Source organism: Sphingomonas sp. AC522 (assembly GCF_979258125.1).
In genome coordinates this window covers 825,726-849,740 of sequence record NZ_OZ409836.1, presented here as the reverse complement: position 1 = coordinate 849,740, position 24,015 = coordinate 825,726, and the positions used below count along the sequence as shown (strand labels likewise).

Genomic DNA, 24,015 nt, shown 5'->3' with positions numbered 1-24,015 from the left:
CGCGTTATTTCGGCGCGGCAGCGCTTGCGTGCAAGACCCGTGGAGCCGGCTCGGTCAAGGGCTCGACATCGACCGAGACGTGCATCTTCTGCGCGCCCGATCCGAGCACGACGCCGTCCACCGGCGCGATGTCCGAATAATCGCGCCCGATCGCGACGACGATATGATCCTCCGCCATCCAGATGCCGTTGGTCGGATCGACGCCGACCCAGCCCAATTCAGGCCCGGCCCAGACCAGCACCCAGGCGTGCGTGGCGTCGGCGCCGACCAGCCGCGGCTGGCCCTCGGGCGGCAGCGTGCGCAGATAGCCCGAGACATAGGCCGCGGGCAGCCCGGCGCTGCGTAGCCCGGTGATCATAATCTGCGCGAAATCCTGGCAGACGCCGCCGCGCTTAAGGAATGCCTCACGCGGGGACGTGTCCACCATCGTCGCTTCGGTGTCGAAATCGAACTCGCGCTGGATGCGGCTGGAGAGCGCGAATGCAGCATCGAGCACGCCGCGGCCCGGCGCCAAATCCTCGGCGCACCATTCGGCGATCTCGGCATCGAGCGGGATCAGCGGCGAGGGAAACAGATAGCTGGCGGGGCTCGCCGCCGACGCATCGCGGCTCTCGCGCGCCCATTTGGCGACTTCAGCCAAAGTCGGATCGCTGTCTCGCGGAAACGGGATCGGCCTATCGACGCGCACCCGCGCCGTGCTGGTGATGGTGAGGCTCAGCGCCGGGGCCTCGACCACCATCCGCATCACATTCGCAAGCCCGGCTTCCGCGCGCGCCGGATGGACGCGGCCATGCGGCTCGATCGTGAGGCTGTAATCCTCGATTTCCTGTCCCGACCAGAAGATCGGCTGGAGTCTGAGATTATTGCGGGCGAAGCCGACCGGGCGCGCATAATCGAAGCGCGTCACATGCCGGATATTATAGAGCATCACGCCAGCACCATCCCCGCTGCGCGCAAGGGCTCGGCGCCCTGGAGGAAATAGCGGCGCGCGATTGCGTCCGAGAGATTGGAGAGGCGCACGGCCATGTTGCTCAGCACCATATCGTCGATCCGCGTCGCGTGCGCGGTCACCAGGATCGCGGCAAGCTCGCGCGCCTGCTCCTGCTGGGCTTCGGCCAGGCCGGTATCGGAAAGCACGGGCAGCCTGTTGAGATGCCCCGAGATCGCCGCGACCTGGAAGGCCACTGCGCGCGGATTGGTGGGATCGAGCGTGATCAGATCGAGCACCGGCACGCGCGCCATCCCGGTCAGATAACGCTGGCGATAACTGATTTGGCTGTCGGCAAGGTCGAGCAGGGTGGAAAGATCGTCGCTTGTCGCATCCGGCCCCCCGAATGCACGAAGCGCACGGATCGCCGCCTGCGCGCGCTCGATCCGCCGCCCGAGATCGTGGAAACGCCACGCATCGGTGCGCCCCATATGCTCCGCCGCCAGCCCGGCAAGCGCCGAATAGCGCCGTTGGAGGCTTCCGGCCCGGTCGAGCACGCCGCCACGCGTGGGAAATGGCGCGTCGAGCAGGCGCAGCATGTCGGCCGAGAGGCGGTCGCGAGAAACTCCGCCGATCATTCGCGCCTGCGCATTGGCGTGGCGGACGCTGTACCAGCCCTGCTCGCCCTCGAGCGCGGTGCGCACCAGCGCCGTCAGGTCAGCGCGCTTATATGCCTTGGGCTCGGGCGCCGCACCGCTCATGACGACCAGTCCGACAAGCCGCCGCACCGTATCTTCGGAAAGAGCAGCGCCGGTGTCGGCGCTGATCGAATGGCCGAGCAGCACGCGCAGCACGCCGAGCAGCGCTTCGCCGCGTTCGAGATAGCGGCCGAGCCAGAAGAGGTTATCGGCGACGCGGCTGGGCAAGGTGCCGGGATTGCGGCGCAACTGAGTCGAATCGCCTGAGGGAAGCAGCGAAACCGGAGCGACCGGATCGGGGCCGTGGATCGCGACGTCGGCGGACCAGACGCCCTCGCCCATCACCGCAGCCCGGGCATCGGCATGCTCGCCGATCCGCGCGAAGCCACCCGGCATCACGCACCAATTGCCCTCCGCCCCGCGCGCCGCGAAGATTCGCAGGGTGAACGGGCGCGGGGCAAGCGCGTCCTCGGCGACGACCGGCATGGTCGAGAGCCGCACCACTTCCTGCCCGACATAATCCTGCGGACGGCGCCCCATGTCTTCGAGCAAGGCCGCACGTTCCGGGGCCCCAAGCCTGGAGCCGAGGACTGCCTTGCCTTCAGGCAGGCCGAGCGGTGGCGCGCCGAAGGCCGGCGCGATCAGCAGCGTATCGAGATTGGCCTCGACATGCGCGCGCGCCGCATCCTGCCCGCACCACCAGGTCGCGATATTGGGGAGCAGCAGCGGCTCGCCGAGCACCTTGCTCAATTTAGGCAGGAACGCCCCGAAGGCCGGCGCTTCGAGCAAGGCGGCGCCCGGCGCATTGGCGATCACGACATTGCCGGCGGCGACGGCGTCGATCAGCCCCGGCACCCCGATCGTCGAATGCGAATCGAGCGCCAGCGGATCGAGCAGCCGCGGATCGAGCCGGTGCCACAGCGCATCGATCCGCTTGAGGCCGGCGATGGTGCGAACATAGAGCTTGTCGTCGAGCACCGCGAGATCGGGGCCTTCGACGAGCAGGAAGCCCAGATAGCGCGCGAGATGCGCCTGTTCGGCATAGCTGGGATTGAGCCGCCCCGGCGTGAGCAGCGCCATCCGCGGCTCGACGCGGCGGCACGATGCCGCCAGCCCCTCGCGGAACGCCGCAAAGAAGGGCGCGTGGCGGGCGATGTTGAGCCGGTTCTGCAACCCCCCCAGCGTGCGCGCCATCGCCAGCCGATTTTCCAGCGCATAGCCGGCGCCAGCGGGTGCGCGGAGGTGATCGACGAGCACGCGCCATTCGCCGCTCGGGCCGCGGCACAGATCGAACGCTACGAACTGAAGGTGATGGCCTCCCGGAGGATCGAGCCGGGTCAGGGGCCGCAGGAAATAGGGGCTACCCGTCACCAAAGCGGCGGGAACGTGCCCATCGGCCACCAGCTTCTGCTCGCCATAAAGGTCGGCGAGCAGGGACTCCATCAGCTCGGCACGCTGGACGGCGCCCGCTTCGATGCCCGCCCATTCGGCCTGGGGTATGAGCAACGGCACTGGCGAAAGCGGCCAGGGGCGCTCATCGCCCTCACCCTCACCCGCGATGCGGAAACCAGTGCCGATATCGGCCGCATGGCGCTGCGCGCGTTCGCGGGCATGTTCCAGGCTTTCGCCGCTAAGGCCCGCCAGTTCCTCGAACAGGGCGCTCCACGCATCGGCGTCGGTGCGCGTCCGGCAGAGCACATCGCCGTCGCGCGCATCGGCGCAATAATCGGCGACCCAGCGGTCGGCGATCGTGCCGGCGTCGAACAAACTGGCGGCGCTGCTGGCCACTCGGCTCCCCTTTCACGGGACTCTTAGGGAAACCATGCTGTGGCGCAACATGGGAAATGCCCCGCCTCGGTCATTCCTGCTAGCCTCCCTTCGTCATTCCCGCGAAAGCGGGAACCCAGGGTAGCGGGGCGATGTGCTGCTTGGCTCTGGATCCCCGCTTCCGCGGGGATGACGATGAAGGAGCTGGGGTAACAAGCTAAAGGTCCGGCAATTCCTGGCTCGCCTCGCCCCAGCCATGCAGCGCGCGGCTGGCGGCGCGTTCGTTCAATTCCGCGGCATCGCGGATCGTCCAGCGCTTGGCATTCTCGATGTCGCGCAGCTCGGTCCAGGTGACCGGGGCCGCGACCGGCGCAGTCTCCCGCGCCCGCGCGACGTAAGGCAGCACTGCGGTCGCGCCGCGCTGGTTGCGCAGATAGTCGAGGAAGATCTTGCCCTTGCGCGTTACTTTCTTGAGGTTGGCGGTGAAGCGGTCGGGCTCGGCCTGCGCCAGGGCACGCGAGAAGCGCTCGGCAAAGCTGCGCACTTCGGGCCATTCGGCCTTGGGAATCAGCGGCACGACGACATGGATGCCCTTGCCGCCCGAAAGCAGCGGCCAGCTGGTAAGGCCGATATCGGCGAGATGCCCCTTGATGTCGAAGGCGGCCTTCTTGACCTCTTCGAACCCGAGCCCCTCATCGGGATCGAGATCGAACACCAGCCGATCGGGCCTCTCGATATCGGCGACGGGTGCGCCCCAGCCGTGGAATTCGATTGTTCCCATCTGGACGCAGGTCAGCATGCCGTCCACATCGTCCACATAGAGATAGGGCTCGATCGAGCCGTCCTTCTCGCGAACATCGACATGCTTGACGTGCTCGCCGAACGATCCCGCATCGTGCTTCTGGAAGAAGCAATATTTGGCCCGCCCCTGTGGGCAGCGGACGAGGCTGATCGGGCGATTGGCGAGCCAGCGCAGGATGTTGGGCGCGACAGCGGCATAATAATCGGCGAGATCGCCTTTGGTCAGTCCGTTTTCGGGATAAATGACGCGCTCGCGGTTGCTGATCTTGACGTTGCTTTCGGGCGCCTCGGGCAAAGGCGCGGGCTTTTCGGCGACGATCTGCTCGGGCTTCTTGTCTTCGCGCAGCGCAATGAAGCTGGCGTGGCGGACGACATTCTCGGCAGTGAATTCGGAGAAGGCGACTTCAGCGACGAGCTTGGGCTCGATCCAGTTCGCGCCGCGCGCCTCGGGGCGGGGTACCTTGGCGGCGGGCTTGTCGGCGGGAATCTTGTCGAAACGGTCGCGCAGATCGAACAGCCGCTCCTGGTTGAACCCGGTGCCGACCTTGCCGGCATAGACGAGGCCTTCGGGGCCGTTGACCGCGAGCAACAGCGAGCGAAAGCCGCGGCCCTTGGCGCTCGAAGGCGTCCAGCCGATGATCACGAATTCCTGGCGGCGGATGCATTTGACCTTGAGCCAGGATTTGGTTCGCGTGCCGCGATAGGGCGCATCGGCGCGCTTCGAGACGATCCCCTCATAGCCTTCGCGGCACATCGTCTCGAAAAGCTTCTCGCCGGCGCCGACGATATGCTCGGAAAACTGGATCCGCTCGTCGGCTGCTTCGAGCAGGATGCGCAGCCGCTCCTTGCGGGCAAGCTGCTGCTGCTTGGTGAGATCCTCGCCGCCCTCCTGGAGCAAGTCGAACGCGAAATAGGTGAGTCCCTCGCCACCGGCGGAGATCGCCTCCTGCAGCGTCGAGAAATCGGGCTTGCCGTCCTTGTAGGCGACGATCTCGCCGTCGAGCAAAGCCGGGCCGGGGATGGTCTTTGCCGCCTCGGCGATGCTGGGGAATTTCGCGGTCCAGTCGAGCCCCGAGCGGGTGTAGATCTTGGGATCGCCGGCGCCGACTGCGATCAGCGCGCGATAGCCGTCATATTTGACTTCGTGGAACCAGTTGTTCCCTGCAGGGACGCTGTCCACCAAAGTGGCGAGCTGTGGTTCCTGGAAACCGGGCGCTTTGCCCGCACCGCCTTTCTTGGGTTTGGGCGGCGCTGCCTCCTTGGCGGCCTTGGGGAGCTTGCGCGGTTTCACGCCCTCCGCGATCTCCAGCATCGTCCGCCCGGTCTTGATGCTCGTCAGCCCGGTCTCGACGAGAAAATCGGTGGCCCCGGCATGCTCGTCGTCGATCTTGCGGAGCAGCCAGTTCTCGGCCTTCTCCTTGCCGCGCGGCTTGAGGCGGATCAGCAGCCACTCGCCCTTCATCCGCACGCCGTCGAGCCGGAAATGGAGATGGCCCCTCTCCAGATCCTTCGCGCTCTTGCCCTCGATCGGCTCCCAGGCGCCGTCGTCCCACAGCATCACCGTGCCGCCGCCATATTGGCCCTTGGGGATCGTACCTTCGAAATCGGCATAAGAGAGCGGATGATCTTCGGTGCGCACCGCGAGGCGCTTTTCGCCGGGGTCGATGCTGGGGCCGCGCGTGACCGCCCAGCTCTTGAGCACGCCGTCGACTTCGAGGCGCAAATCCCAGTGCAGGCGCGTCGCATCATGCTTCTGGACCATGAAGCGATTGCCGCCGGTGCGGGCGATCGTGCCGGCAGGTTCGGCGGTCTGCGCGAAATCGCGCTTGGCATTATATTTGTCGAGCAGATTGGGCTTAGGCACGTTTCTTCACCGGAGCTTTCTTGGCGGGTTCTTTCTTGACAGGCGCCTTTTTCGCCGGTGCCTTTGCCGCGCTGCCGCCCTTCTCCAGCGACTTCTTGAGTGCCGCCATCAGATCGACGACGTTCGAGCCGCGCTTGTCGGGGCCCGTGTCTTCCTCCTCGATGATCTTCTTGCCCTTGGCCTTTTTCTTGCGCTCGATCAGGTCGCGCAGCGCATCGACATAGCGGTCGTGGAATTCGGCGGGGTCGAACTTACTGGCTTTTTTCTGGATCAGCGTCTCGGCCAGATCGAGCAGCTCGGGATCGGGCTCGCTATCCGGAATGTCGCGGAAATAGCCCTGCGCCTTGTTGACTTCATCGGCGTAGCGCAAAGTCTCGAGCACCATGCCGCGACCGCACGGCTTGAGGCTGACGACATATTCGCGGCCGCGCATCGCCAATTGGCCGAGCCCGACCTTCTTGGAACGCCGCAGCGCCTCACGCAAAACGATAAAGGCTTCCTCGGCGAGATCGTCCGCGGGAACGACGAAATAGGGCTTCTCGTAATAGAGCACGTCGATTTCGTGGGCGTCGACGAACTGGGTGAGCTCGAGCGTCTTCTTCGATTCCAGTTTGACCGCGTCGATCTCGTCCTGTTCGAGCAGGACATATTCGCCCTTCTCGACCTCGAAGCCCTTGACGATCTCGTCGGGATCGACCGCGCCGACACCCGGCGCGGTCTTCTCATATTTGATGCGCTTGCCGCTCGGCTCGTGGATCTGGTGGAAGGCAATCTGCGCGCCCGATTTGGTCGCGGTGTAGATTTCCACCGGTATCGAGACGAGCGCGAGCCGTATCTGTCCCTGCCAATATGCGCGCGCCGCCATGCCCTGAATCCTTCGTTGCGAGGCCGATTCAAATCCTGAGGCTGGGAGTCGTTCCGATCCTTCGCTAAAGGCACAGCATGGTCACCGATCCCTTCCAGCTATTCGATCTCTGGTACGCAGAAGCGCGCGAAACCGAACTCAACGATTCGAACGCGATGGCGCTCGCTACGGTGGCAGCGGACGGCCAGCCTTCGGTGCGAATGGTGCTGCTCAAGGGGCATGGGCCGGACGGCTTCGTTTTCTACACCAACCGCGAGAGCCGCAAGGCGGCCGAGCTGGGGGACGGCAGCAAGGCGGCTTTGCTGTTTCACTGGAAATCGCTGCGCCGCCAGATCCGGATCGAGGGCGCAGTACGCTTCGCGAGCGATGCGGAAAGCGACGCCTATTTCGCCAGCCGCAGCCGCGATTCGCAGCTTGGCGCCTGGGCATCGGATCAGTCGCGCCCGCTCGCCGACCGCGAAACTTTCGAGGCGCGGTACGAGGAAATGCGCGCGCGCTTCGAGGGGCAGGATGTGCCGCGCCCGCCGCATTGGGGCGGGTATCGCGTGACGCCGCACGCAATCGAATTCTGGCAGGACCGCGCGCATCGGCTCCATGAACGGCGCGTCTTCACGCGCGGCGGTGAGGCCTGGAGCGAGGGGCTGCTTTACCCGTGATCAACCTCGCGCGCCGCGCCGCGCTGGCGAGCGTTGCCGCGGCGATCCTGCTCGGCAGCCTCAAGGCCTATGCCGCGTGGCGGACCGGCTCGGTCGCAGTGCTCGCCAGCCTGGCGGACAGCGTCCTCGACCTGGTCGCCTCGCTGGTCACGCTCGGCGGGGTGCATTGGGCGGCGCAGCCCGCCGATGACGATCACCGCTTCGGCCATGGCAAGGCGGAGGCGTTGGCGGCGCTGTTTCAGGTCGTCATCATCACCATCTCTGCGCTGGCGATCCTGATTCGCGCCATCGAGCGGCTGACGCACCAGACTGAGACCACTGATGCGCAATATGGCATCGCCGTCTCGCTCGTCGCGATCGCCGTCACGCTGGCGCTCACCCAATATCAGAAGTCGGTCCTGCGCCAGACCGGATCGATCGCAATCGGCGCCGATCGCATCCATTATCAGTCGGACCTGTTCCTCAACGGCGCCGTGATCGCGGCGTTGCTGCTCGAAGGCTGGGCCGGCGTGACCGGGGCGGATGCGGCGTTCGGCATCGTCATCGCCTTCTGGCTATTATGGGGCGCATGGCGCGCGAGCGAGGCGGCGATCGACCAGCTGATGGACAAGGAATGGCCCGAGGACAGGCGCCGCGCCTTTGTCGAAGTTGCGGCGCGCCACCCCGAGCTCAAGAGCCTCCACGATTTGCGCACCCGCTCCAGCGGCAACAAGGATTTCGTTCAGTTCCACATTGCGATGGACGCGCAGATGACGATCCTCGAAGCGCATGACGTGGTCGAGGCGCTGGAAATTCAGCTCGGCAAGGAATTTCCCGGCACCGAGATCCTGATTCACGTCGACCCCGAAGGCCATGTCGACGAGCCGGGCAATCCGCTCGCCGAGGCCGATTTGCTCAAGGAAGCCTGATGAAGATTCCCTTCGCCCAAATCGATGCATTTGCCGGCGCGCCGTTCACGGGCAATCCCGCCTCAGTGATGCCGCTGCGCGCCTGGCTCGACGACGCATTGCTTCAGCAGATCGCCGAGGAAAACAACCTCAGCGAAACCGCGTTCATCGTGCCGATCGCCGGCAGCGAGGATGATGGCGGCACGGGCGCCGATTTCGAGCTGCGCTGGTTCACGCCCGGTACCGAAGTGGCGCTATGCGGGCATGCCACGCTGGCGAGCGGGCATTTCGTTCTGTCCGCCGATCCGTCGCGCGACGGCGTATCCTTCCAGACGCGCAAGGCGGGCGTGCTCAGCGTGGCGCGCGATCGCGCGGGCTACCGCATGGCGCTTCCTGCTTATGCGCCCGAGCCTGCCGAAGTGTCGGGCCTGCGCGAGGCGCTTGGCATCTCGGGTGGCGAGACGCTGCGGCATCCGAATGGCTATGACCTGACCGTGCTCGACAGCGCCGAAGCTGTCCTCGCGTTGCGCCCCGATTTTCGCGCGCTCGCCGCGATCGGCCACACGCTGAATATCGTCACCGCGCCGGGCACGGATACCGATGTCGTCAGCCGCGTCTTCGCGCCCGCGGCAGGGATCGACGAGGACCCCGTTACCGGCTCGGCGCATTCCGTGCTGGTGCCCTATTGGGCCAAACGGCTCGGCCGCGACAGCTTCACGGCCTATCAGGCGAGCAAGCGCGGCGGGCATATCGCCTGCACGCTGGAGGGGGGCTGGGTGATCCTCGGCGGCCAGTGCGTGACGGTGATCGAGGGAGAGTTCACGCTGTAAATTTCCTCTCCCGCCGGGAGAAGAAGGGAGGCGCAAAGCGCCGGAAAGGTGAGGGTGATGGGGCAGGTCGCCCTCACCCTTCCCACCGCTTCGCGGCGGGCCCCTTCCCTCTCCCGATGGGAGAGGGAGCTAAGCTGCAGCAAGCTCCGCGCGTTCGGTCTCGGCGATCCAGCCGCCCCCTAGGACGCGGTCGCCCGCATAGAGCACCGCCGCCTGCCCCGGCGCGACGCCATATTCGGGTGCGGCGAAAATCACGCGGTCGCCCTCCAGTCGCACCGGCACCGGCTTGGCGAGCGAACGCACCTTGGCCGTGATCGGGCCTTCATAACCCTCGCCGATCCAGTTCACCCCCTCGATCCGCGCCGCGCGGACCGCGAGCGCCGACTTCGGTCCGACGATCAGCTCACGCGTCGCGGGATCCAGCCGCAGCACATAGAGTGGCTCGGGCGTGCCGCCGATCTCGATGCCACGGCGCTGGCCGACGGTGAAGTGGATCAGGCCCTTGTGCCTGCCGAGCACGCGCCCGCTCTCGTCCACGATATCGCCGCCCAGGTCCGCCTCGGGCCGCAGCTTCTTGACCAATGATGCATAATCACCGTCGGGCACGAAGCAGATGTCCTGGCTATCAGGCTTGCCGGAGACCCCCAACCCGAATTCCGCAGCAAGCTCGCGCACGCGTGCCTTGGGAAGCCCGCCTAAGGGAAAGCGCAGGAAATCGAGCTGCGCGCTGGTGGTCGCGAACAGAAAATAGCTCTGGTCGCGTGCGGGATCGACTGCGCGGTGCAGTTCGGGGCCGTTCGCGCCCATCACGCGCTGCACATAATGCCCCGTTGCCAGGCAATCGGCGCCGAGATCGCGGGCGAGCTTGAACAGATCGGTGAATTTCGGCCCCATATTGCACTTCACGCAGGGGATCGGGGTTCGCCCGGCGATATATTCGTCGGCGAAATCGTCGATCACGGTCTCACGGAAGCTGCTTTCGTGATCGAACACATAATGCGCGATGCCGAGCTTGTCGCACACGGCGCGAGCATCGCGGATGTCGCGCCCCGCACAGCACGAGCCGGCGCGACCCACGGCCTCGCCATGATCATAGAGCTGGAGCGTCACGCCGATCGTCTCGGCACCGGTCTGCGCGGCCAGCGCGGCCACCACCGAGGAATCGACGCCACCCGACATAGCGACGACGATCCGCCGCTTGTTCAGCGGCCCTTCGAGCTGGAAATCCGCGGGAGTCATGACTCGCGCCACATAGGCGGTCGCGTCGCCGGATACCAGCATAGCAACTTGTCACCCTGGACTTGTTCCGGTGTCCGCCGCGCGGCTGACGACGGCGTTCGGACCTCTTGCTCCGTGCCAGGCGGAGGAGTGGACCCCGGCACAAGGCAGGGGTCACGAAGAAGGAATAGCGCACGTTGGATTCTGGTAACCCTGGTTAAGCGCCGGTTTGCTTCTCCTTTACGGCCCCTTCAGCACTCGCCGCTACAACCGCTCATCCGACGACATAGTAGCGGATGCGTATTTGTGGATTTGAGTTTCGCCAGACTGGATCGCGATGTGGCGGTAACCGCCATGCCGATCGAGCTGGCCATATTGCTGGTCGGCGTTGTCGCGCGGCAGGCGGCGAGCCCGACGGCGCGTGCGCAGGCGCGGCTCGGCAGGACGCTTCCCGTCGATGCGATGCTCGCGCCGGCGCATGGCGCGTTCCACCGTGCCGCCGCGCTCGCGCTAACGCGTTGGCAAGGCAAATGAAGGGCCTGTTTACCGTGCCGCTTCAACCGATGTTCAAGCCCGCCGGTTATTGGTCGTTACACAGTTTGAGTAAGGGGCCCCCGCCCCGTCGTGAGGTCAGATGATTGAAAACCAGAAGATCCGTCCTGCGAAGGTTATCGGCCCGCTCGGCGAGCCGCTGACGCTGGACACGCTACCGCCGCCCGAGACGACCCGATGGGTGGTCCGGCGCAAGGCGGAAGTCGTCGCGGCGGTCAATGGCGGCCTGTTGAGCGTGGACGAAGTCTGCGAGCGCTACAGCCTCACGGTCGAGGAATTCGCCGGTTGGCAGCGGGCGATCGATCGCTCGGGCATGCCTGGGCTGCGCGTCACGCGCATCCAGCACTATCGCTCGCTCTATGAGCGCCAGCAGAAATATTGAGAGCTTCTCCCAAGGAGCAAAGCGGCCCGCCTTCCACCTCCCGGAAGGCGGGCCGTTTCGTTTCTGCGATGTAGTTCCCTGATCCATGTGAAATTTCGATACGGAACCAATATGACCGGTTGCGAGTAATTCCCCCGTCGCCCGGCCCGCCGGGCTAATAACGGAGGGATTTTCCATGGGTCTCATCATTTGGCTGGTAATCGGCGGTGTGGTCGGCTGGCTCGCAAGCATCATCATGCGCACCGACGGTCAGCAGGGCATCTTCCTGAACATCATCGTCGGCATCATCGGCGCAGCAATCGGCGGCTTCCTGCTCGGCCGCGGCGATATCAACGATGGCGCGATCACGGTCACGACCTTCCTGGTCTCGCTGCTCGGCGCGGTCGTCCTGCTGGCGATCGTCAACCTCGTCCGTCGCGGTTCGGTCCGCTAAGACAGGCAGACGCATAAAAAGGGGCCGCTCCGGCAACGGAGCGGCCCCTTTTGTTTGCCTATTTGAGCAGGAAGCGCACCGATATTGTGACGCTGAGCTGCTGCTCGCCGGCCACCACCTGCGTATCGGCCGCGGCTTCGGCTTTGGCGCGGAACGCCATCACCGGAACCGGCGCGGGCATCGCCCCGCTTTCCGAAATAGCCAGGATCCGATCGACCTTGAGCCCGGCCGCCTGGGCATAGAGCGTCGCGCGGGCGCGCGCCTTGCGGATGGCGTCGGTACGCGCTTCGTCGAGCGCGGTCTCGGGCTTGTCGACCGTCAGATTGGGCCCGGCGATATTGTTTGCGCCTTGCTCTACCAGCGCATCGAGGATCGCGCCGCTTTTGGCGATATCGCGGAAGCGCACCGAAACCTGGTTCGAAGCCTGATAGCCGGTGAGGATCGGCGGCTGATTATTCTCATAGCGATATTGCGGGCTGAGCGAGATCGACGAGGTCTGCAGATCGCGCTCGGCAACCCCCGCCGCACGAAGCGCCGCGAGCACTGCAGCCATGCGCGCGCTGTTTTGCGCCATCGCAACACTTGCGCTGGCAGCCTGGGTGATCACCCCGGCCTGGATTACCGCGACATCAGGCACGCGGGTGCTGATGCCTTCGGCGGAGACTTCCAGCACCGTACCGTCGAGCAGAACCGGTCGCATTTCCTGCGCCGCGGCGGGCAGCGCCGACAGAGCGAGCAGGCCTACGGTGCCGATAAGGGCGGTGCGAATCATTCGTTTTACTCCTGAAACAATTGTCCCGCGCACGGCCTGCCGTACGCGGGACAAATGAAAGCTGAACGACATGCGTTGGTGCGCGCGGTACCGGCGCTACAAGATCAGACCCGGCGGACCATCACCAGCCGATAGAGTGCCAGCAGGACGACAGCGCCCACCGTGGCCGCGGCATAGGCCTTCCAGCCGGCGCTGCTCACGTCGATCCCGAGCATCGGCGTCAGGTAAAAGGCGAGCAACGCGCCGGCGATGCCGATCAGGATGGTAACGATGATCCCCCCGGGATCCTTGCCCGGCATGATCAGCTTGCCGAGCGCGCCTGCGACCAGACCGATCAGCAGCCATTGGATGATACCCTCAGGCATATTTTCCTCCTGTTTGCGGCCCGTCGCGGCGAGCCGGGAAGAAAGGTCGCTCCATGATGGAGGCATTGCAACACGTTTCTTGATTGAAACGATCCGGACACTTGCGAAAAACCGCCGGAAAGCGCATTCCGCCGCCCGGGCGCCGATGGCTCTTGCCGTTGGTGCCTTATTCATCTAATACAGTGCGTCATTGGGGGACCGGCCAACCGGCGGGGACGAGAGACGCACATGAATTACGAGGCCAAGATGTTCGGACGGCAGGAGCGGCTGGAATTCACCGGGGAAGACGGCACGCGGCGCAGCCGCCGCTGGATCTGGATCACGTTGGGGGTGATCGTCGTCGCGGGATTGCTTGCTTTCTATGTGATGGGAAAGAGCTCCGCGGACAAGGGCGCAGCCGGCAAGTCCGCGGCTGCCGGTAACCAGTCGCAGCTTCCCACGGTCACGGTCTCCAGCCCGGGACGCGCGACGATCCAGACGGTCGTTACCGGAACCGGAACGCTCGCTGCGCGCCGCGAAATGCCGGTCGGCGTTGCCGGCGAAGGCGGTCTGATCACGCGCGTGCTCGTCGAGCCGGGCAGCTGGGTCGGTGCCGGTCAGGTTCTCGCCACGGTCGATCGCTCGGTCCAGTCGCAGACCGCCCAGTCGCTCTCGGCGCAGGTGCGCGTTGCCCAGGCCGATGCGCGCCTCGCCCAGTCCGAGCTGGACCGCGCGCAGAAGCTCGTCGGCGGCGGGTTCATTTCCAAGGCCGATATCGACCGCAAGACCGCGACTCGCGACCAGGCCAATGCCCGCGTCCGCGTCGCGCAGGCGCAGGCCGCCGAAACCTCGGCGCGCAACCGCCGTCTCGACATTCGCGCGCCCGCAGCCGGCCTCGTGCTGACGCGCGGCGTCGAGCCCGGCCAGATCGTCAGCTCAGGCTCGGGCGTGCTCTTCCGCCTCGCAATGGGCGGCCAGATGGAGCTGCGCACCCAGCTCGCGGAATCCGACCTGCAAAAGGTCAGCGCCGGAGTGCAGGCGGAAGTTACGCCGACCGGCTCGAACGCGGTTTTCAAGGGCCAAGTCTGGCAGGTCTCGCCGGTCATCGACCCGCAGAACCGCCAGGGCATCGCGCGAATCGCACTCAACTACGACAAGGCGCTTCGTCCCGGCGGCTTCGCCAGCGCACGGATCACCACCGGTGCCGTCAGCGCAGTGATCCTGCCGCAATCGGCGATCCAGAGCGATGCGCAGGGCAATTACGTCTATACGCTCAACGCCAAGAACGAGGCGATCCGCACGCCGGTCGTGACCGGCGAAGTGAGCGATGCGGGCGTCGCGATCACGCAAGGGCTTGCCGGCACCGAGCGCGTCGTGATGACTGCGGGCGCCTTCCTCAATCCGGGGCAGAAAGTTATCCCGGCCGGGCTCAAGAAGTAGGATCAAGCCATGGGCTTTCGCAATATCTCGGCTTGGGCGATCCGGAACCCGGTTCCCCCCATCGTCCTGTTTCTGTTCCTGACCATCGCCGGGCTGATGAGCTTCAACCGGATGGACGTGAACAACAATCCGGACATTGATTTCCCGGTGGTATGGGTTTCGATCAGCCAGCCGGGCGCCGCGCCGAGCGAGCTCGAGACGCAGATCACGCAGAAGGTCGAGAGCGCGGTCCGCAGCCTTCAGGGCATCGACGAGATCAACTCGAACGTGACCGAGGGCCAGTCGACCACGGTCGTCCAGCTCGCGATCGGCACGCCGATCGACCGCGCGGTCGAGGACGTGCGCAGCGCAGTCCAGCAGGTCCGCGGCAATCTGCCCGACGGCATTCTCGAGCCGCAGATCGGCCGCGTCGATTCGGCCAGCGACAACGACATTGCCAGCTTCACGGCGATCGCGACCGACATGACGGTCGAGGAACTGAGCTGGTATATCGACAACACGGTCGCCAAGGATTTGCTCTCGATCGAGGGCATGTCTGCGGTCAACCGCAATGGCGGCGTCAATCGCCAGATCCGCGTCCAACTCGATCCCGCGAAGCTCCAGGCTTATGGCGTGACGTCGAGCCAGGTGAACCAGCAGCTGCGCGCCGTGAACGTCAATGCGGCAGGCGGCCGCACCGAGATTTCGGGATATGAGCAATCGGTCCGCGTGCTCGGCAATGCCAAGGACGCCTATGAGCTCAGCCAGACCCAGATCGCCATCGGCAGTGGCCGCACGGTGCGCCTCGCCGATCTCGCGAGCGTAAGCGACAGCTTCGCCGAGCTGCGGAGTGCAGCGCGCTTCAATGGCCATTCGGTGATTTCGTTCGACATCCAGCGCGCCAAGGGCGCCTCGGACGTGTCGATCTTCCACGAGACCGACGCCAAGCTCAAGAAGCTGCAGGAAAACAATCCCAAGGTCCGCTTCGAGCTGCTGTCCAACTGGAGCAAGTACGCCGAGCAGCAATATCATTCGGCCATGGAAGCGATGATCGAGGGGGCGGTCCTGGCGGTCTTCGTCGTGCTGATCTTCCTGCGCGATTGGCGCGCGACCTTCATTTCGGCGCTCGCGATCCCGCTATCGGCGATCCCGGCCTTCTGGTTCATGGATTTGCTGGGCTTCACGCTCAACCAGATGACATTGCTCGCATTGAGCCTGGTCGCGGGTGTGCTTGTCGACGATGCGATCGTCGAGATCGAGAATATCGTCAGACACATGCGAATGGGCAAATCCGCCTATCAGGCATCGATCGACGCCGCCGACGAGATCGGCGTCGCGGTGCTCGCCACCACCATGTCGATCGTCGCGGTGTTCCTGCCTGTGGGGCTGATGCCGGGCGTCTCGGGGCAGTTCTTCAAGAATTTCGGCCTCACCGTCGTCGCTTCGGTGCTGATGAGCCTTGCGGTCGCCCGCCTGCTCACGCCGATGATCGCGGCCTATTTCCTCAAGGCCAAGGGGCACCGCCCACATGGCGAGGGCCGCTTGCTCAACGGCTATGTCGGGCTGCTGCGCTGGACGCTGCGGCATCGCTGGTCGGCAATCGCCGGCTTTATCGGCTCGCTCGCGCTCACCGCCCTGTTCTTTGCCATCCTCCCGATGACCTTCCAGCCGACGCAGGACGAGGATCAGGTCACCGCCACCGTCGAGATGGTGCCTGGCACCACGCTCGAGCAGACCGACCGCATCGTGAAGCAAGTCGCCGATCGCCTGCGTACCGAGCCCGACGTCGCCAACATCTATGAGCGCGCGTTCGTGGGCAATGGCCGCGTCACGGTCATGCTCAAGGACGATCGCAAGGAAACCAGCGACGAGTTCACGCGCCGGATCACTCCGGACCTGCTCAAGTTCGCCGATGCCCGGGTGGGCTTCCGCGCGCAGGGCGGCTGGGGCTCGAGCGGCCGCGCGCTGACGATCACGCTGGGCGGCGAGGATCCCGCACAGCTGACCAAGACCGCGCTCCAGCTTGTCGAGCAGATGTCCAAGCTGCCCGAAGTCGTAGCGCCGCGCATCTCGGGCGATCTCAACCGGCCAGAGATCGTGATCCGTCCGCGGCTCGATCTCGCCGCCAATATGGGCGTGACCACTGCTGCGATTTCGAGTGCGGTCCGCAACGCGACGCTTGGCGATATCGAACAGAACAGTGCGAAATTCTCGCTCTCGGACCGGCAGATCTCGATCAACGTCGCGCTCCAGGAGGATGCCCGCGCCAAGCTGTCGACGCTGCAGAATTTGCCGATCCCGACCCAGGCCGGCGGCTCGGTTCCGCTCGGCGTCGTCGCCGATATCGGCTTCGGGACGGGCCCGACCAAGATCGAACGCCTCAACCTCCAGCGCCGCATTGTCGTCGGCGCCGATCTCGCGACCGATCCCAAGACGGGCAAGGCCGTGGTCTCGGGCGTGGCGATGAAGAAGATCCACGACCTGCCGGTGATGAAGAACCTGCCGGTCGGGGTCGGCGAGCTCACCGTCGGCCAGGCCAAGTGGCAGGGCGAGATGCTCCGCAACTTCTTCATCGCGCTGGCAACCGGCGTGTTCCTGGTCTTCGCGGTGCTGGTGCTGCTCTATCGCCGCTTCATGTCGCCCTTGGTCAACATGGGCTCGCTGCTCAACGCCCCGCTGGGCGGCCTGATCGCCTTGTGGATCGCGGGGCAGCCGCTCTCGCTGCCGGTGTTCATCGGCATCCTGATGCTGTTCGGCATCGTCGCCAAGAACTCGATCCTGCTGGTCGATTTCGCGCTCGAGGAAATGGCCAAGGGCGTCGACAAGTTCACGGCCATCGTCGACGCGGGCCACAAGCGCGCGCAGCCGATCGTGATGACCACGGTCGCGATGGTTGCGGGCATGGTGCCGACGGCGATTTCGCTCAGCGGCGATTCGTCGTGGCGCGCGCCGATGGGCATCGTCGTGATCGGCGGCCTGATCCTTTCGACCGTGCTGACGCTGGTGATGGTCCCGGCGCTGTTCAGCCTGGCGGTCGGCCTCGAACAATGGCTCGGGCCGCGGCTATCGAAGCGGCTGCTCACCTATCGCCCCGGCGACGACGGCAGCCGCGTGATCGGCACCGACGGCAAGGGCGGGATGATCGACCACAAGCCCGGGGACGACGCGCCGCAGCCGGCGGAGTGAACCTCCTGCGGCTTCAGGGATTGGGGAGCGTGTGACCGGGTCGCGCGCTCCCCTTTCCGCATCAACGCCCGAGCTGCGGCGCATGCGCATCGTCGCGACCGGGCTGCTGGTGGCAATGGCCGCACTCTTCCTCGCGGCGCGCGCCCTCGATCATGTCCACCCCGCCATCGGCTATGTTCGCGCCTTTGCCGAAGCGGCGATGGTGGGCGGATTGGCCGATTGGTTCGCCGTCACCGCCCTGTTCCGCCACCCGCTGGGCCTGCCGATCCCGCACACCGCGATCATTCCGCGCAACAAGGATCGGATCGCGGGGACGCTCGCTCAGTTCCTCCGCGACAATTTCCTCACCCCCGCGGTCGTCGCGCGGCGGATGCAGTGGCTGGATGTGGCCCGCGCTGCAGGACGCTGGCTGTCTGACCCCGGCGCTGGTCGCGGGCGGCTGCGCGCAGGGATCGGCCGGCTGGCGGCCGACATGCTGGAAGCGCTCGATCAGGAGCGGCTGGGCGGCATGGCGAAGCGGGCGCTGGCTGATCGACTCCGCGCCCTGGAGATCGCGCCCTTGCTCGGGCGGGCGCTGGCCACCGCCATCGCGGAGGATCGCCATCGGCCTTTGCTCGACGGCATGGTCCATTGGGCGGCGCGGGTGCTGGAAGCCAACGATCATCTGATCCGCGCGATGGTGCATGAACGCGCCGGCTCAGTGCTCCGCTGGACCGGGCTCGACGAGACGCTTGCCAACAAGATCATCGCCGGGCTGACCAAGCTGCTGAACGACATGGCCGACGATCCACGCCATCCCCTGCGCGCAAAGGCGGAAGAGGGGCTCGCCCAGCTTGCCCATGATCTGCAGCATGATGCCGCGAAGCGCGAGCAAGTCGAAGCATTCAAGAACGAACTGCTCGACAATCCCGCGCTGGGCGATTGGTGGTTGGGCGTATGGGAATCCGGCCGCGCCGCACTGCTTCGAATCGCACGCGATCCCGATCGAGTGCTAGCCGGCGCCCTTGGCGGAGCACTTCGCCAATTGGGTGAGACGCTACAGGGCGATGCGCGCCTGGCCGATACAATCAATCGCTTCGTGCGCCGCGCCGCGGTCGGCGCCGCATCCGACTATGGCGACGGTATCGTCCGGCTGGTTTCGGACACGATCAAGGGCTGGGATGCCGAGACCGTCACCGGCCGGCTGGAAAACGCCGTCGGCCGCGATCTGCAATATATCCGGGTGAATGGGACACTAGTGGGCGGTCTGGTCGGCGTCGCGATCCACGCCGTGGATGCTTGGCTTTGAGCGCTAGCGCCAATCCAGTTCCGGCCAGCCCTTCTCTGAAGCCAGCGCCTTGAGCGGCCCATGCGCGTTGACTGCAAATCCTTCGTCCGCCCATGCCAGCAACGGCGCATCGGAGACATGGTCCGAATAGGCGCGGATATACGCATCTTGGCGGGGGATCCCCTGCTCGCGCATCCAGTCGAGGATCATGCGGAGCTTTACGGGGCCGTAACAGTTATCCCCATCGAGACTGGAGAGAATACGGCCTTGTTCATCGCGGCTCGCCCGAGTGGCGACTACAGCATTCATGCCCAGGCGGCGCGCAATCGCGGCGGCGTAATAGCCGTGCGACGCGGTCGCCATGACGAGCGTGTAGCCCGCGGCGCGGTCCGCTTCGATCCGTTCGCGCGCGCCGTGGAGCACGCCATGTTCCAGTTCGGCATCGGCGAAGGCGTCGGCCAGTTCGTCCATCGCATCGGGCGTCAGCGCGCCGCCCAGCATCAGCCGCTGCGTGAACCGCTTGAGCCCGGAGCGATCGGTCAGCTTGAGCAGATAGCCGAGCGCCCCCAGCCCCGCGACGGGATACAGCCCCAGCCGCCACGACGCGCGGCGCTTGGCGGACGCGATCAGGAACCGCATCCACGTCGCCTGGCGCGTGATCGTCTTGTCCATGTCGTAGATTGCCAGGTGCCGCATTGGGACATGTAGAACGAGGGCGTAGAGCCGCACCAGAGCAAATCCTTGCCGCAGAAGGGCGAATCGCCGAAAGGTGCCCGATATGAAGGGGCCTGCGAACTTCGAGCGTATCGATTCGGATGGTAGCGCGACCCTGCGCTTCTCCGGCAATTTGTCGCTTGCCTGTATCGGCGACTTGCCCGAGCGGCTGAGCGCCGAGCCTGGCCCGGTCGCAACGCTCGATCTCCACCAGATCGAACGGCTCGATACTGTCGGCGCCTGGCTGGTCCATCGCTTCGCGCGCGACCACCAAGCCGAGATTGTCGGCATGCAGCCCGACGAGAAATATCTGCTCGAACAGGTCGCCGCGTCCGAATGCCCGATTGCCCCGGCCCTGCCCGAGCCTGGGCTGGTCGGGCGCGTGCTTGGCGAGATCGGCGATGCCGTCGTGGTCGCGGTCAAGACGCTGTACGGGCTGCTCGGCTTCCTCGGCGCGACGCTGATCGCGTTCTGGAACGTGCTGACGCATCCCAGGCGCTTCCGGCTCAACGCAACGGTGCAGCGCTTCGAAGTCGTCGGCGTTTCGGCGCTCGGCATTATCGGGCTGATGAGCTTCCTGATCGGCATCGTCATCGCGCAGCAGGGCGCAGTCCAGCTCCGCCAGTTCGGCGCCGAGATCTACACGATCAATCTCGTCGGCCGGATCACGCTGCGCGAGCTCGGCGTGCTGATGACCGCGATCATGGTTGCGGGCCGCTCGGGCTCGGCCTTTGCCGCGCAGATCGGCACGATGAAGCTCACCGAGGAAATCGATGCGATGCGCACGATCGGCGTCTCGCCGATGGAGGCGCTGGTTTTGCCCCGCACCATCGCCGTCGTGCTGATGATGCCGTTGCTGGCTTTCTATTCGGCACTGATCGGGATCATCGGCGGCGGACTGCTGTGCTGGATCCAGCTCGGCATCCCACCGATCACCTTCATCATGAAGATCCGCGAAGTCGTGCCGATGCAGGATTTATGGGTGGGGTTGATCAAGGCGCCGGTGTTTGGCGTGATCATCGCCGTTGCGGGTTGCTTCCAGGGCATGCAGGTTGAAGGCGATGCCGAGCAGGTCGGCCACCGCACCACCACCGCAGTGGTTCAGGCCATCTTCCTCGTGATCGTGCTCGACGCGTTTTTCGCGGTCTTCTTCAGCCAGATTGGATGGATGTGAACCGTCCCTCCCGCTCCGAAATAGTCATTCGCGTCCGCGGCCTGCGCAATGGCTTTGGCGATGCTGTAGTGCATGACGGCCTCGATCTCGAAGTGCGCCGCGGTGAAATTCTTGGCGTGGTTGGTGGATCGGGCACCGGCAAATCGGTGCTGATGCGCTCGATCATCGGGCTGCAGACCCCGCTGGCTGGCGAAGTCGAAGTGTTCGACGAATCGACGATCGGCCGCGACGAGACCGAGGCGACCGAAATCCGCAAGCGCTGGGGGATCCTCTTCCAAGGCGGCGCTCTCTTCTCGACGCTCACCGTCGCCGAAAACGTCCAGGTGCCGCTCAAGGAATATTATCCCAATCTCGATCAGACGCTGCTCAACGAGATTGCCGGATACAAGGTAATGATGAGCGGCCTCCCCGCGGAAGCCGGCCCCAAATACCCCTCGGAATTGTCCGGCGGCATGAAGAAGCGCGCCGGGCTTGCGCGCGCGCTCGCGCTCGATCCCGAATTGCTCTTCCTCGACGAGCCGACCGCAGGCCTCGATCCGATCGGCGCCGCGGCGTTCGACGAGCTCACTGCGTCGCTCCAGAAGACCCTGGGGCTCACCGTGTTCCTAATCACCCACGATCTCGACACGCTTTATGCGATTTGCGATCGCGTTGCGGTGCTCGCCGACAAGAAGGTCATCGCAGTGGGAACGATTCCCGAGCTGCTTGCGCTGGATCATCCGTGGATTCAGGAATATTTCAATGGACCGCGCGGACGCGCTGCGGTCGCCGGAAAGGCCAGACACGAGGCCCAAGCCGCGCATGAGGACAGAGCCTGATGGAAACGCGATCGAACCATGTGCTTGTCGGCAGCGTCGTGCTGATCCTGCTCGCTGTGCTGGCGCTCTTCGCCGTCTGGCTCGCCCGGCTGAGCGGTGGCGACGACCGCGAATATGACATCTTCTTCAAGCAGGCGGTCGATGGGCTGAGCGCGGGCTCGCAGGTGACGTTTTCGGGTGTCCCCTCGGGGCAGGTCAAGGAAATCTCCTTCTGGCAACCCGATCCCAGCCTGGTGCGCGTGCGCATCGCCGTAAAGCCCGACGTACCGATCCTCGAGGGCACCACTGCGACAATCCAGGGCAGCTTCACCGGCCCATCCAGCGTCCAGCTCGACGGCGCGGTCAAGGGCGCGCCGCCGATCGTCTGCCCCGCCGAGAACCCCAAGGCGGCCTGCCCGCTCGGCGTGCCCGTCATCCCGACAAAGGCCGGCGGTCTCGGCGCGCTGCTGAGTTCGGCACCGAAGCTGCTGGAACGGCTCTCGACGCTGACCGAGCGCCTCTCCGACCTGCTCGGCGACAAGAACCAGGTTTCGATCGCGGGCATTCTTGAGAATACCAACAGGCTGACTGACGCGCTTGCCGATCGCGGCCCCGAAATTGCCGCGACGCTGGCCGAGACGCGCATCGCGATCCAGAAGGCCGGCATTGCCGCCGAGCAGATCGGCAACCTTGCCGGCACCACGAACGGGGTTCTGGCGGAAAATATCAAGCCGACGATCGTCAATCTGAACCGCACCATCGCGGCGGCGCAGAAGAGCATGGAGACGCTCGATTCGACGATCGGCGATGCCCGCCCCGGCATCCAGGCCTTTTCCAAGAAAACCATCCCCGAGGTTGGCCAGCTCGTCCAGGACCTGCGCGTGATGTCGCAGTCGCTCGCCTCGGTCGCCGAAAAGATCGATCAGGGCGGCGCCGGCAGCATTCTGGGCTCCCCCAAGCTGCCCGACTATAAACCCGGCAAGAAGAAGTGAGAGCCATGATGCACAAGCGCTTTCTCCTGGTCCCGCTGCTCGCGGCATCGCTCTCGGGCTGCATCTCATTCGGGGGCAAGCCGCCGGCCAATCTGTTGACGCTCGATTCGGCGGTCGATCTGCCGGTGGGCGAATCACAGCGTTCGAACTTGGCCGCGACGATCACCATTTCGGTGCCTTCGGTGCCGCAGGAACTGTCCTCGTCGCGCATCCCGGTTCATTTGGGCGGCACCGCGATTGCCTATGTGAAGGATGCGCAATGGGTCGAGCGTCCGAACCAGCTCTTTGCGCGCATGCTCGGCGATACGATCACGTCGCGCACCGGCCGGCTGGTGCTATCGACGCGCCAGTCGCAGCTCGATCCTGGCGCCTATCTGATGGGCGAATTGCGCACCTTCGGCGTCGATGCCGATACCGGCGAAGCAGTGGTCACCTATGACGCGGCGCTGATCCGCGGCAAGGAAACGGTGATCGAGAAGCGCCGCTTCGAAGCGCGCGTGGCGGTCACGCCGGTCGAGGCGGCACCCGTCGGCGCCGCGCTCAACCAGGCCGCAAACCAGGTTGCGGCACAAGTCGCCGACTGGGTCGGCCGCTAGCAGCTCACGGCCTGCGGCGCACGCCGGGGGTCAAGTCGCAGACCTCCAGCCCGGTCGCCACGGTCGGCGCGGCGGGCTTTTCGCGCATTGCGATCAGCGCCGCATAACGGGCATTGTCGGTCGCGCGATATTGGAAGCGCGGACGCTCGTCGCCCGGCAATTGGCTGGCGAGCCGCACCGAGGCGATTTCGGTGCGCTCCGCGGGGCTGGCATATACGCCCATCGCCGCACTGCTCCGCGGCATTGCCGACATGAACGCCATGCCCTCGATAATCCGCCCGACCACGGTGTAATTGCGATCCAGCCGCCGCGCCGATTGGCCGATCGGCGTGAACAATTCGGTGCCCGCGCCGGTATCGGGCAATTGATCGCGCGCGACGCCGACCATGCCATAGCAATGCGTCAGCCACGCCGCCTTGCCGTCGGTCGCGATCGGCCAGCCGTCGGCGGTCACGCCCGATGCCGTCGAATAGCCATCGGCCCTGGACAGGCGCTGCGCCGGCTCGAACGCCGCGATCTCGAATTCCGCAGGCGGCCGTGCCAGGATTTCGGGCGGCGCGGGCTTCTCGTCCCCGCCCCATTGCGTCACCCAATTTTCCTGCACCCGGTAGACGCTGGTATTGTCCCACCAATGCGCCATCGCGATTTTCCGGACGTTTGAGACATGTCCCGGCGCCAGTCGCGCCGCGAGCCGGATATAGACCTGCCGACCGTCTTTGAACGTGATCACCATGATCTCGTCATCGGGGATATCCCGCCAATCTTCGGGCGCGGCATCGCTGGGCAAAGGCGCGGCGGCCTGACCGGCGGTTTGGGCATAAGCGGGGAAAGTGGCGGAGAGCGCGAGCAGCGCGAGCAGGGGCTTGAGCATGG

General features: G+C 65.4%; 22 protein-coding genes. 13 read left to right on the top strand and 9 right to left on the bottom strand.

All coding sequences use genetic code 11. The annotated features are described in order from the left end of the window. Positions 1-4 precede the first annotated feature (4 nt). From ACZZZM_RS04345 to ku, 4 genes are all read right to left on the bottom strand, one after another. Complete coding sequence (locus ACZZZM_RS04345; RefSeq protein ID WP_463593886.1) at positions 5-928, bottom strand: transglutaminase family protein; 924 nt, start codon at positions 926-928, stop codon at positions 5-7. Next, positions 928-3,414: a circularly permuted type 2 ATP-grasp protein gene (locus tag ACZZZM_RS04340; RefSeq protein ID WP_463593885.1), complete on the bottom strand. Its 2,487-nt coding sequence runs from the start codon at positions 3,412-3,414 to the stop codon at positions 928-930. The genes ACZZZM_RS04345 and ACZZZM_RS04340 overlap by 1 nt, the downstream gene beginning before the upstream one ends. A gap of 196 nt (positions 3,415-3,610) precedes the next feature. Then, the gene (gene ligD / locus ACZZZM_RS04335; protein WP_463593884.1) at positions 3,611-6,058 is read right to left on the bottom strand and encodes a DNA ligase D; all 2,448 of its coding nucleotides are present in this window, start codon (positions 6,056-6,058) and stop codon (positions 3,611-3,613) included. Then, positions 6,051-6,923 carry a non-homologous end joining protein Ku gene (gene ku / locus ACZZZM_RS04330; RefSeq protein ID WP_463593883.1) on the bottom strand — a complete coding sequence of 291 codons (873 nt, stop codon included), beginning with the start codon at positions 6,921-6,923 and terminating at the stop codon, positions 6,051-6,053. The genes ligD and ku overlap by 8 nt, the downstream gene beginning before the upstream one ends. Before the next feature lie 77 nt (positions 6,924-7,000). Between ku and pdxH the strand changes: the two genes are divergently transcribed. Genes pdxH through ACZZZM_RS04315 form a run of 3 tightly spaced genes read left to right on the top strand, consistent with a single transcriptional unit; the run spans position 7,001 to position 9,296 of the window. Further along, entirely contained in the window at positions 7,001-7,579 is a 579-nt protein-coding gene (pdxH, locus tag ACZZZM_RS04325) for a pyridoxamine 5'-phosphate oxidase (protein ID WP_463593882.1), read from the top strand. Next, a complete protein-coding gene (locus ACZZZM_RS04320) occupies positions 7,576-8,487 on the top strand; it encodes a cation diffusion facilitator family transporter (protein WP_463593881.1) in 912 nt (303 codons plus the stop codon). Before pdxH ends, ACZZZM_RS04320 begins: the two co-directional genes overlap by 4 nt. Further along, positions 8,487-9,296 (top strand): PhzF family phenazine biosynthesis protein, encoded by an 810-nt coding sequence (locus tag ACZZZM_RS04315; RefSeq protein ID WP_463593880.1) that lies wholly within the window; start codon positions 8,487-8,489, stop codon positions 9,294-9,296. Before ACZZZM_RS04320 ends, ACZZZM_RS04315 begins: the two co-directional genes overlap by 1 nt. 129 nt (positions 9,297-9,425) lie before the next feature. Here ACZZZM_RS04315 and mnmA read toward each other — a convergent pair whose 3' ends face one another. Further along, the gene (mnmA, locus tag ACZZZM_RS04310; protein WP_463596373.1) at positions 9,426-10,535 is read right to left on the bottom strand and encodes a tRNA 2-thiouridine(34) synthase MnmA; all 1,110 of its coding nucleotides are present in this window, start codon (positions 10,533-10,535) and stop codon (positions 9,426-9,428) included. A 285-nt stretch (positions 10,536-10,820) separates the two neighbouring features. Here mnmA and ACZZZM_RS04305 point away from each other — a divergent pair, with 285 nt between their 5' ends. The 3 genes from ACZZZM_RS04305 to ACZZZM_RS04295 all read left to right on the top strand — a co-directional run bounded on the left by ACZZZM_RS04305 (position 10,821) and on the right by ACZZZM_RS04295 (position 11,881). Next, a complete protein-coding gene (locus tag ACZZZM_RS04305; protein WP_463593879.1) occupies positions 10,821-11,048 on the top strand; it encodes a hypothetical protein in 228 nt (75 codons plus the stop codon). 100 nt (positions 11,049-11,148) lie between these two features. Then, positions 11,149-11,448 carry a CtrA inhibitor SciP gene (sciP, locus tag ACZZZM_RS04300; RefSeq protein ID WP_463593878.1) on the top strand — a complete coding sequence of 100 codons (300 nt, stop codon included), beginning with the start codon at positions 11,149-11,151 and terminating at the stop codon, positions 11,446-11,448. 175 nt (positions 11,449-11,623) lie between these two features. Continuing rightward, positions 11,624-11,881, top strand: coding sequence for a GlsB/YeaQ/YmgE family stress response membrane protein (locus ACZZZM_RS04295; protein WP_463593877.1), 258 nt, complete (start codon positions 11,624-11,626; stop codon positions 11,879-11,881). Positions 11,882-11,939: 58 nt separating this feature from the next. On the opposite strand, the gene ACZZZM_RS04290 is transcribed toward ACZZZM_RS04295, so the two are convergent. After that, positions 11,940-12,653 carry an SIMPL domain-containing protein gene (locus ACZZZM_RS04290; protein ID WP_463593876.1) on the bottom strand — a complete coding sequence of 238 codons (714 nt, stop codon included), beginning with the start codon at positions 12,651-12,653 and terminating at the stop codon, positions 11,940-11,942. 104 nt (positions 12,654-12,757) lie between these two features. Next, positions 12,758-13,018: a GlsB/YeaQ/YmgE family stress response membrane protein gene (locus tag ACZZZM_RS04285; protein ID WP_463593875.1), complete on the bottom strand. Its 261-nt coding sequence runs from the start codon at positions 13,016-13,018 to the stop codon at positions 12,758-12,760. Positions 13,019-13,246: 228 nt separating this feature from the next. Here ACZZZM_RS04285 and ACZZZM_RS04280 point away from each other — a divergent pair, with 228 nt between their 5' ends. The 3 genes from ACZZZM_RS04280 to ACZZZM_RS04270 all read left to right on the top strand — a co-directional run bounded on the left by ACZZZM_RS04280 (position 13,247) and on the right by ACZZZM_RS04270 (position 18,890). Beyond that, on the top strand, positions 13,247-14,437 hold the full coding sequence (locus ACZZZM_RS04280; protein ID WP_463593874.1) for an efflux RND transporter periplasmic adaptor subunit: 1,191 nt from the start codon (positions 13,247-13,249) through the stop codon (positions 14,435-14,437). Positions 14,438-14,446: 9 nt separating this feature from the next. Continuing rightward, positions 14,447-17,602 (top strand): efflux RND transporter permease subunit, encoded by a 3,156-nt coding sequence (locus tag ACZZZM_RS04275; protein ID WP_463593873.1) that lies wholly within the window; start codon positions 14,447-14,449, stop codon positions 17,600-17,602. 82 nt (positions 17,603-17,684) lie between these two features. Beyond that, complete coding sequence (locus ACZZZM_RS04270) at positions 17,685-18,890, top strand: DUF445 domain-containing protein (protein ID WP_463593872.1); 1,206 nt, start codon at positions 17,685-17,687, stop codon at positions 18,888-18,890. Positions 18,891-18,893: 3 nt separating this feature from the next. Here the strand turns inward: ACZZZM_RS04270 and ACZZZM_RS04265 are convergent, their stop codons facing one another. Then, complete coding sequence (locus ACZZZM_RS04265) at positions 18,894-19,565, bottom strand: HAD family hydrolase (protein WP_463593871.1); 672 nt, start codon at positions 19,563-19,565, stop codon at positions 18,894-18,896. Positions 19,566-19,647: 82 nt separating this feature from the next. Between ACZZZM_RS04265 and ACZZZM_RS04260 the strand changes: the two genes are divergently transcribed. Genes ACZZZM_RS04260 through ACZZZM_RS04245 form a run of 4 tightly spaced genes read left to right on the top strand, consistent with a single transcriptional unit; the run spans position 19,648 to position 23,142 of the window. Then, positions 19,648-20,757 (top strand): ABC transporter permease, encoded by a 1,110-nt coding sequence (locus ACZZZM_RS04260; protein ID WP_463593870.1) that lies wholly within the window; start codon positions 19,648-19,650, stop codon positions 20,755-20,757. Next, positions 20,754-21,575 (top strand): ABC transporter ATP-binding protein, encoded by an 822-nt coding sequence (locus ACZZZM_RS04255; RefSeq protein WP_463593869.1) that lies wholly within the window; start codon positions 20,754-20,756, stop codon positions 21,573-21,575. The genes ACZZZM_RS04260 and ACZZZM_RS04255 overlap by 4 nt, the downstream gene beginning before the upstream one ends. Beyond that, positions 21,575-22,546 carry an MlaD family protein gene (locus ACZZZM_RS04250; RefSeq protein ID WP_463593868.1) on the top strand — a complete coding sequence of 324 codons (972 nt, stop codon included), beginning with the start codon at positions 21,575-21,577 and terminating at the stop codon, positions 22,544-22,546. The genes ACZZZM_RS04255 and ACZZZM_RS04250 overlap by 1 nt, the downstream gene beginning before the upstream one ends. 8 nt (positions 22,547-22,554) lie before the next feature. Continuing rightward, positions 22,555-23,142: an ABC-type transport auxiliary lipoprotein family protein gene (locus tag ACZZZM_RS04245; protein ID WP_463596372.1), complete on the top strand. Its 588-nt coding sequence runs from the start codon at positions 22,555-22,557 to the stop codon at positions 23,140-23,142. Positions 23,143-23,146: 4 nt separating this feature from the next. On the opposite strand, the gene ACZZZM_RS04240 is transcribed toward ACZZZM_RS04245, so the two are convergent. Continuing rightward, positions 23,147-24,013, bottom strand: coding sequence for a peptidylprolyl isomerase (locus ACZZZM_RS04240; RefSeq protein ID WP_463593867.1), 867 nt, complete (start codon positions 24,011-24,013; stop codon positions 23,147-23,149). Positions 24,014-24,015: the final 2 nt, after the last annotated feature.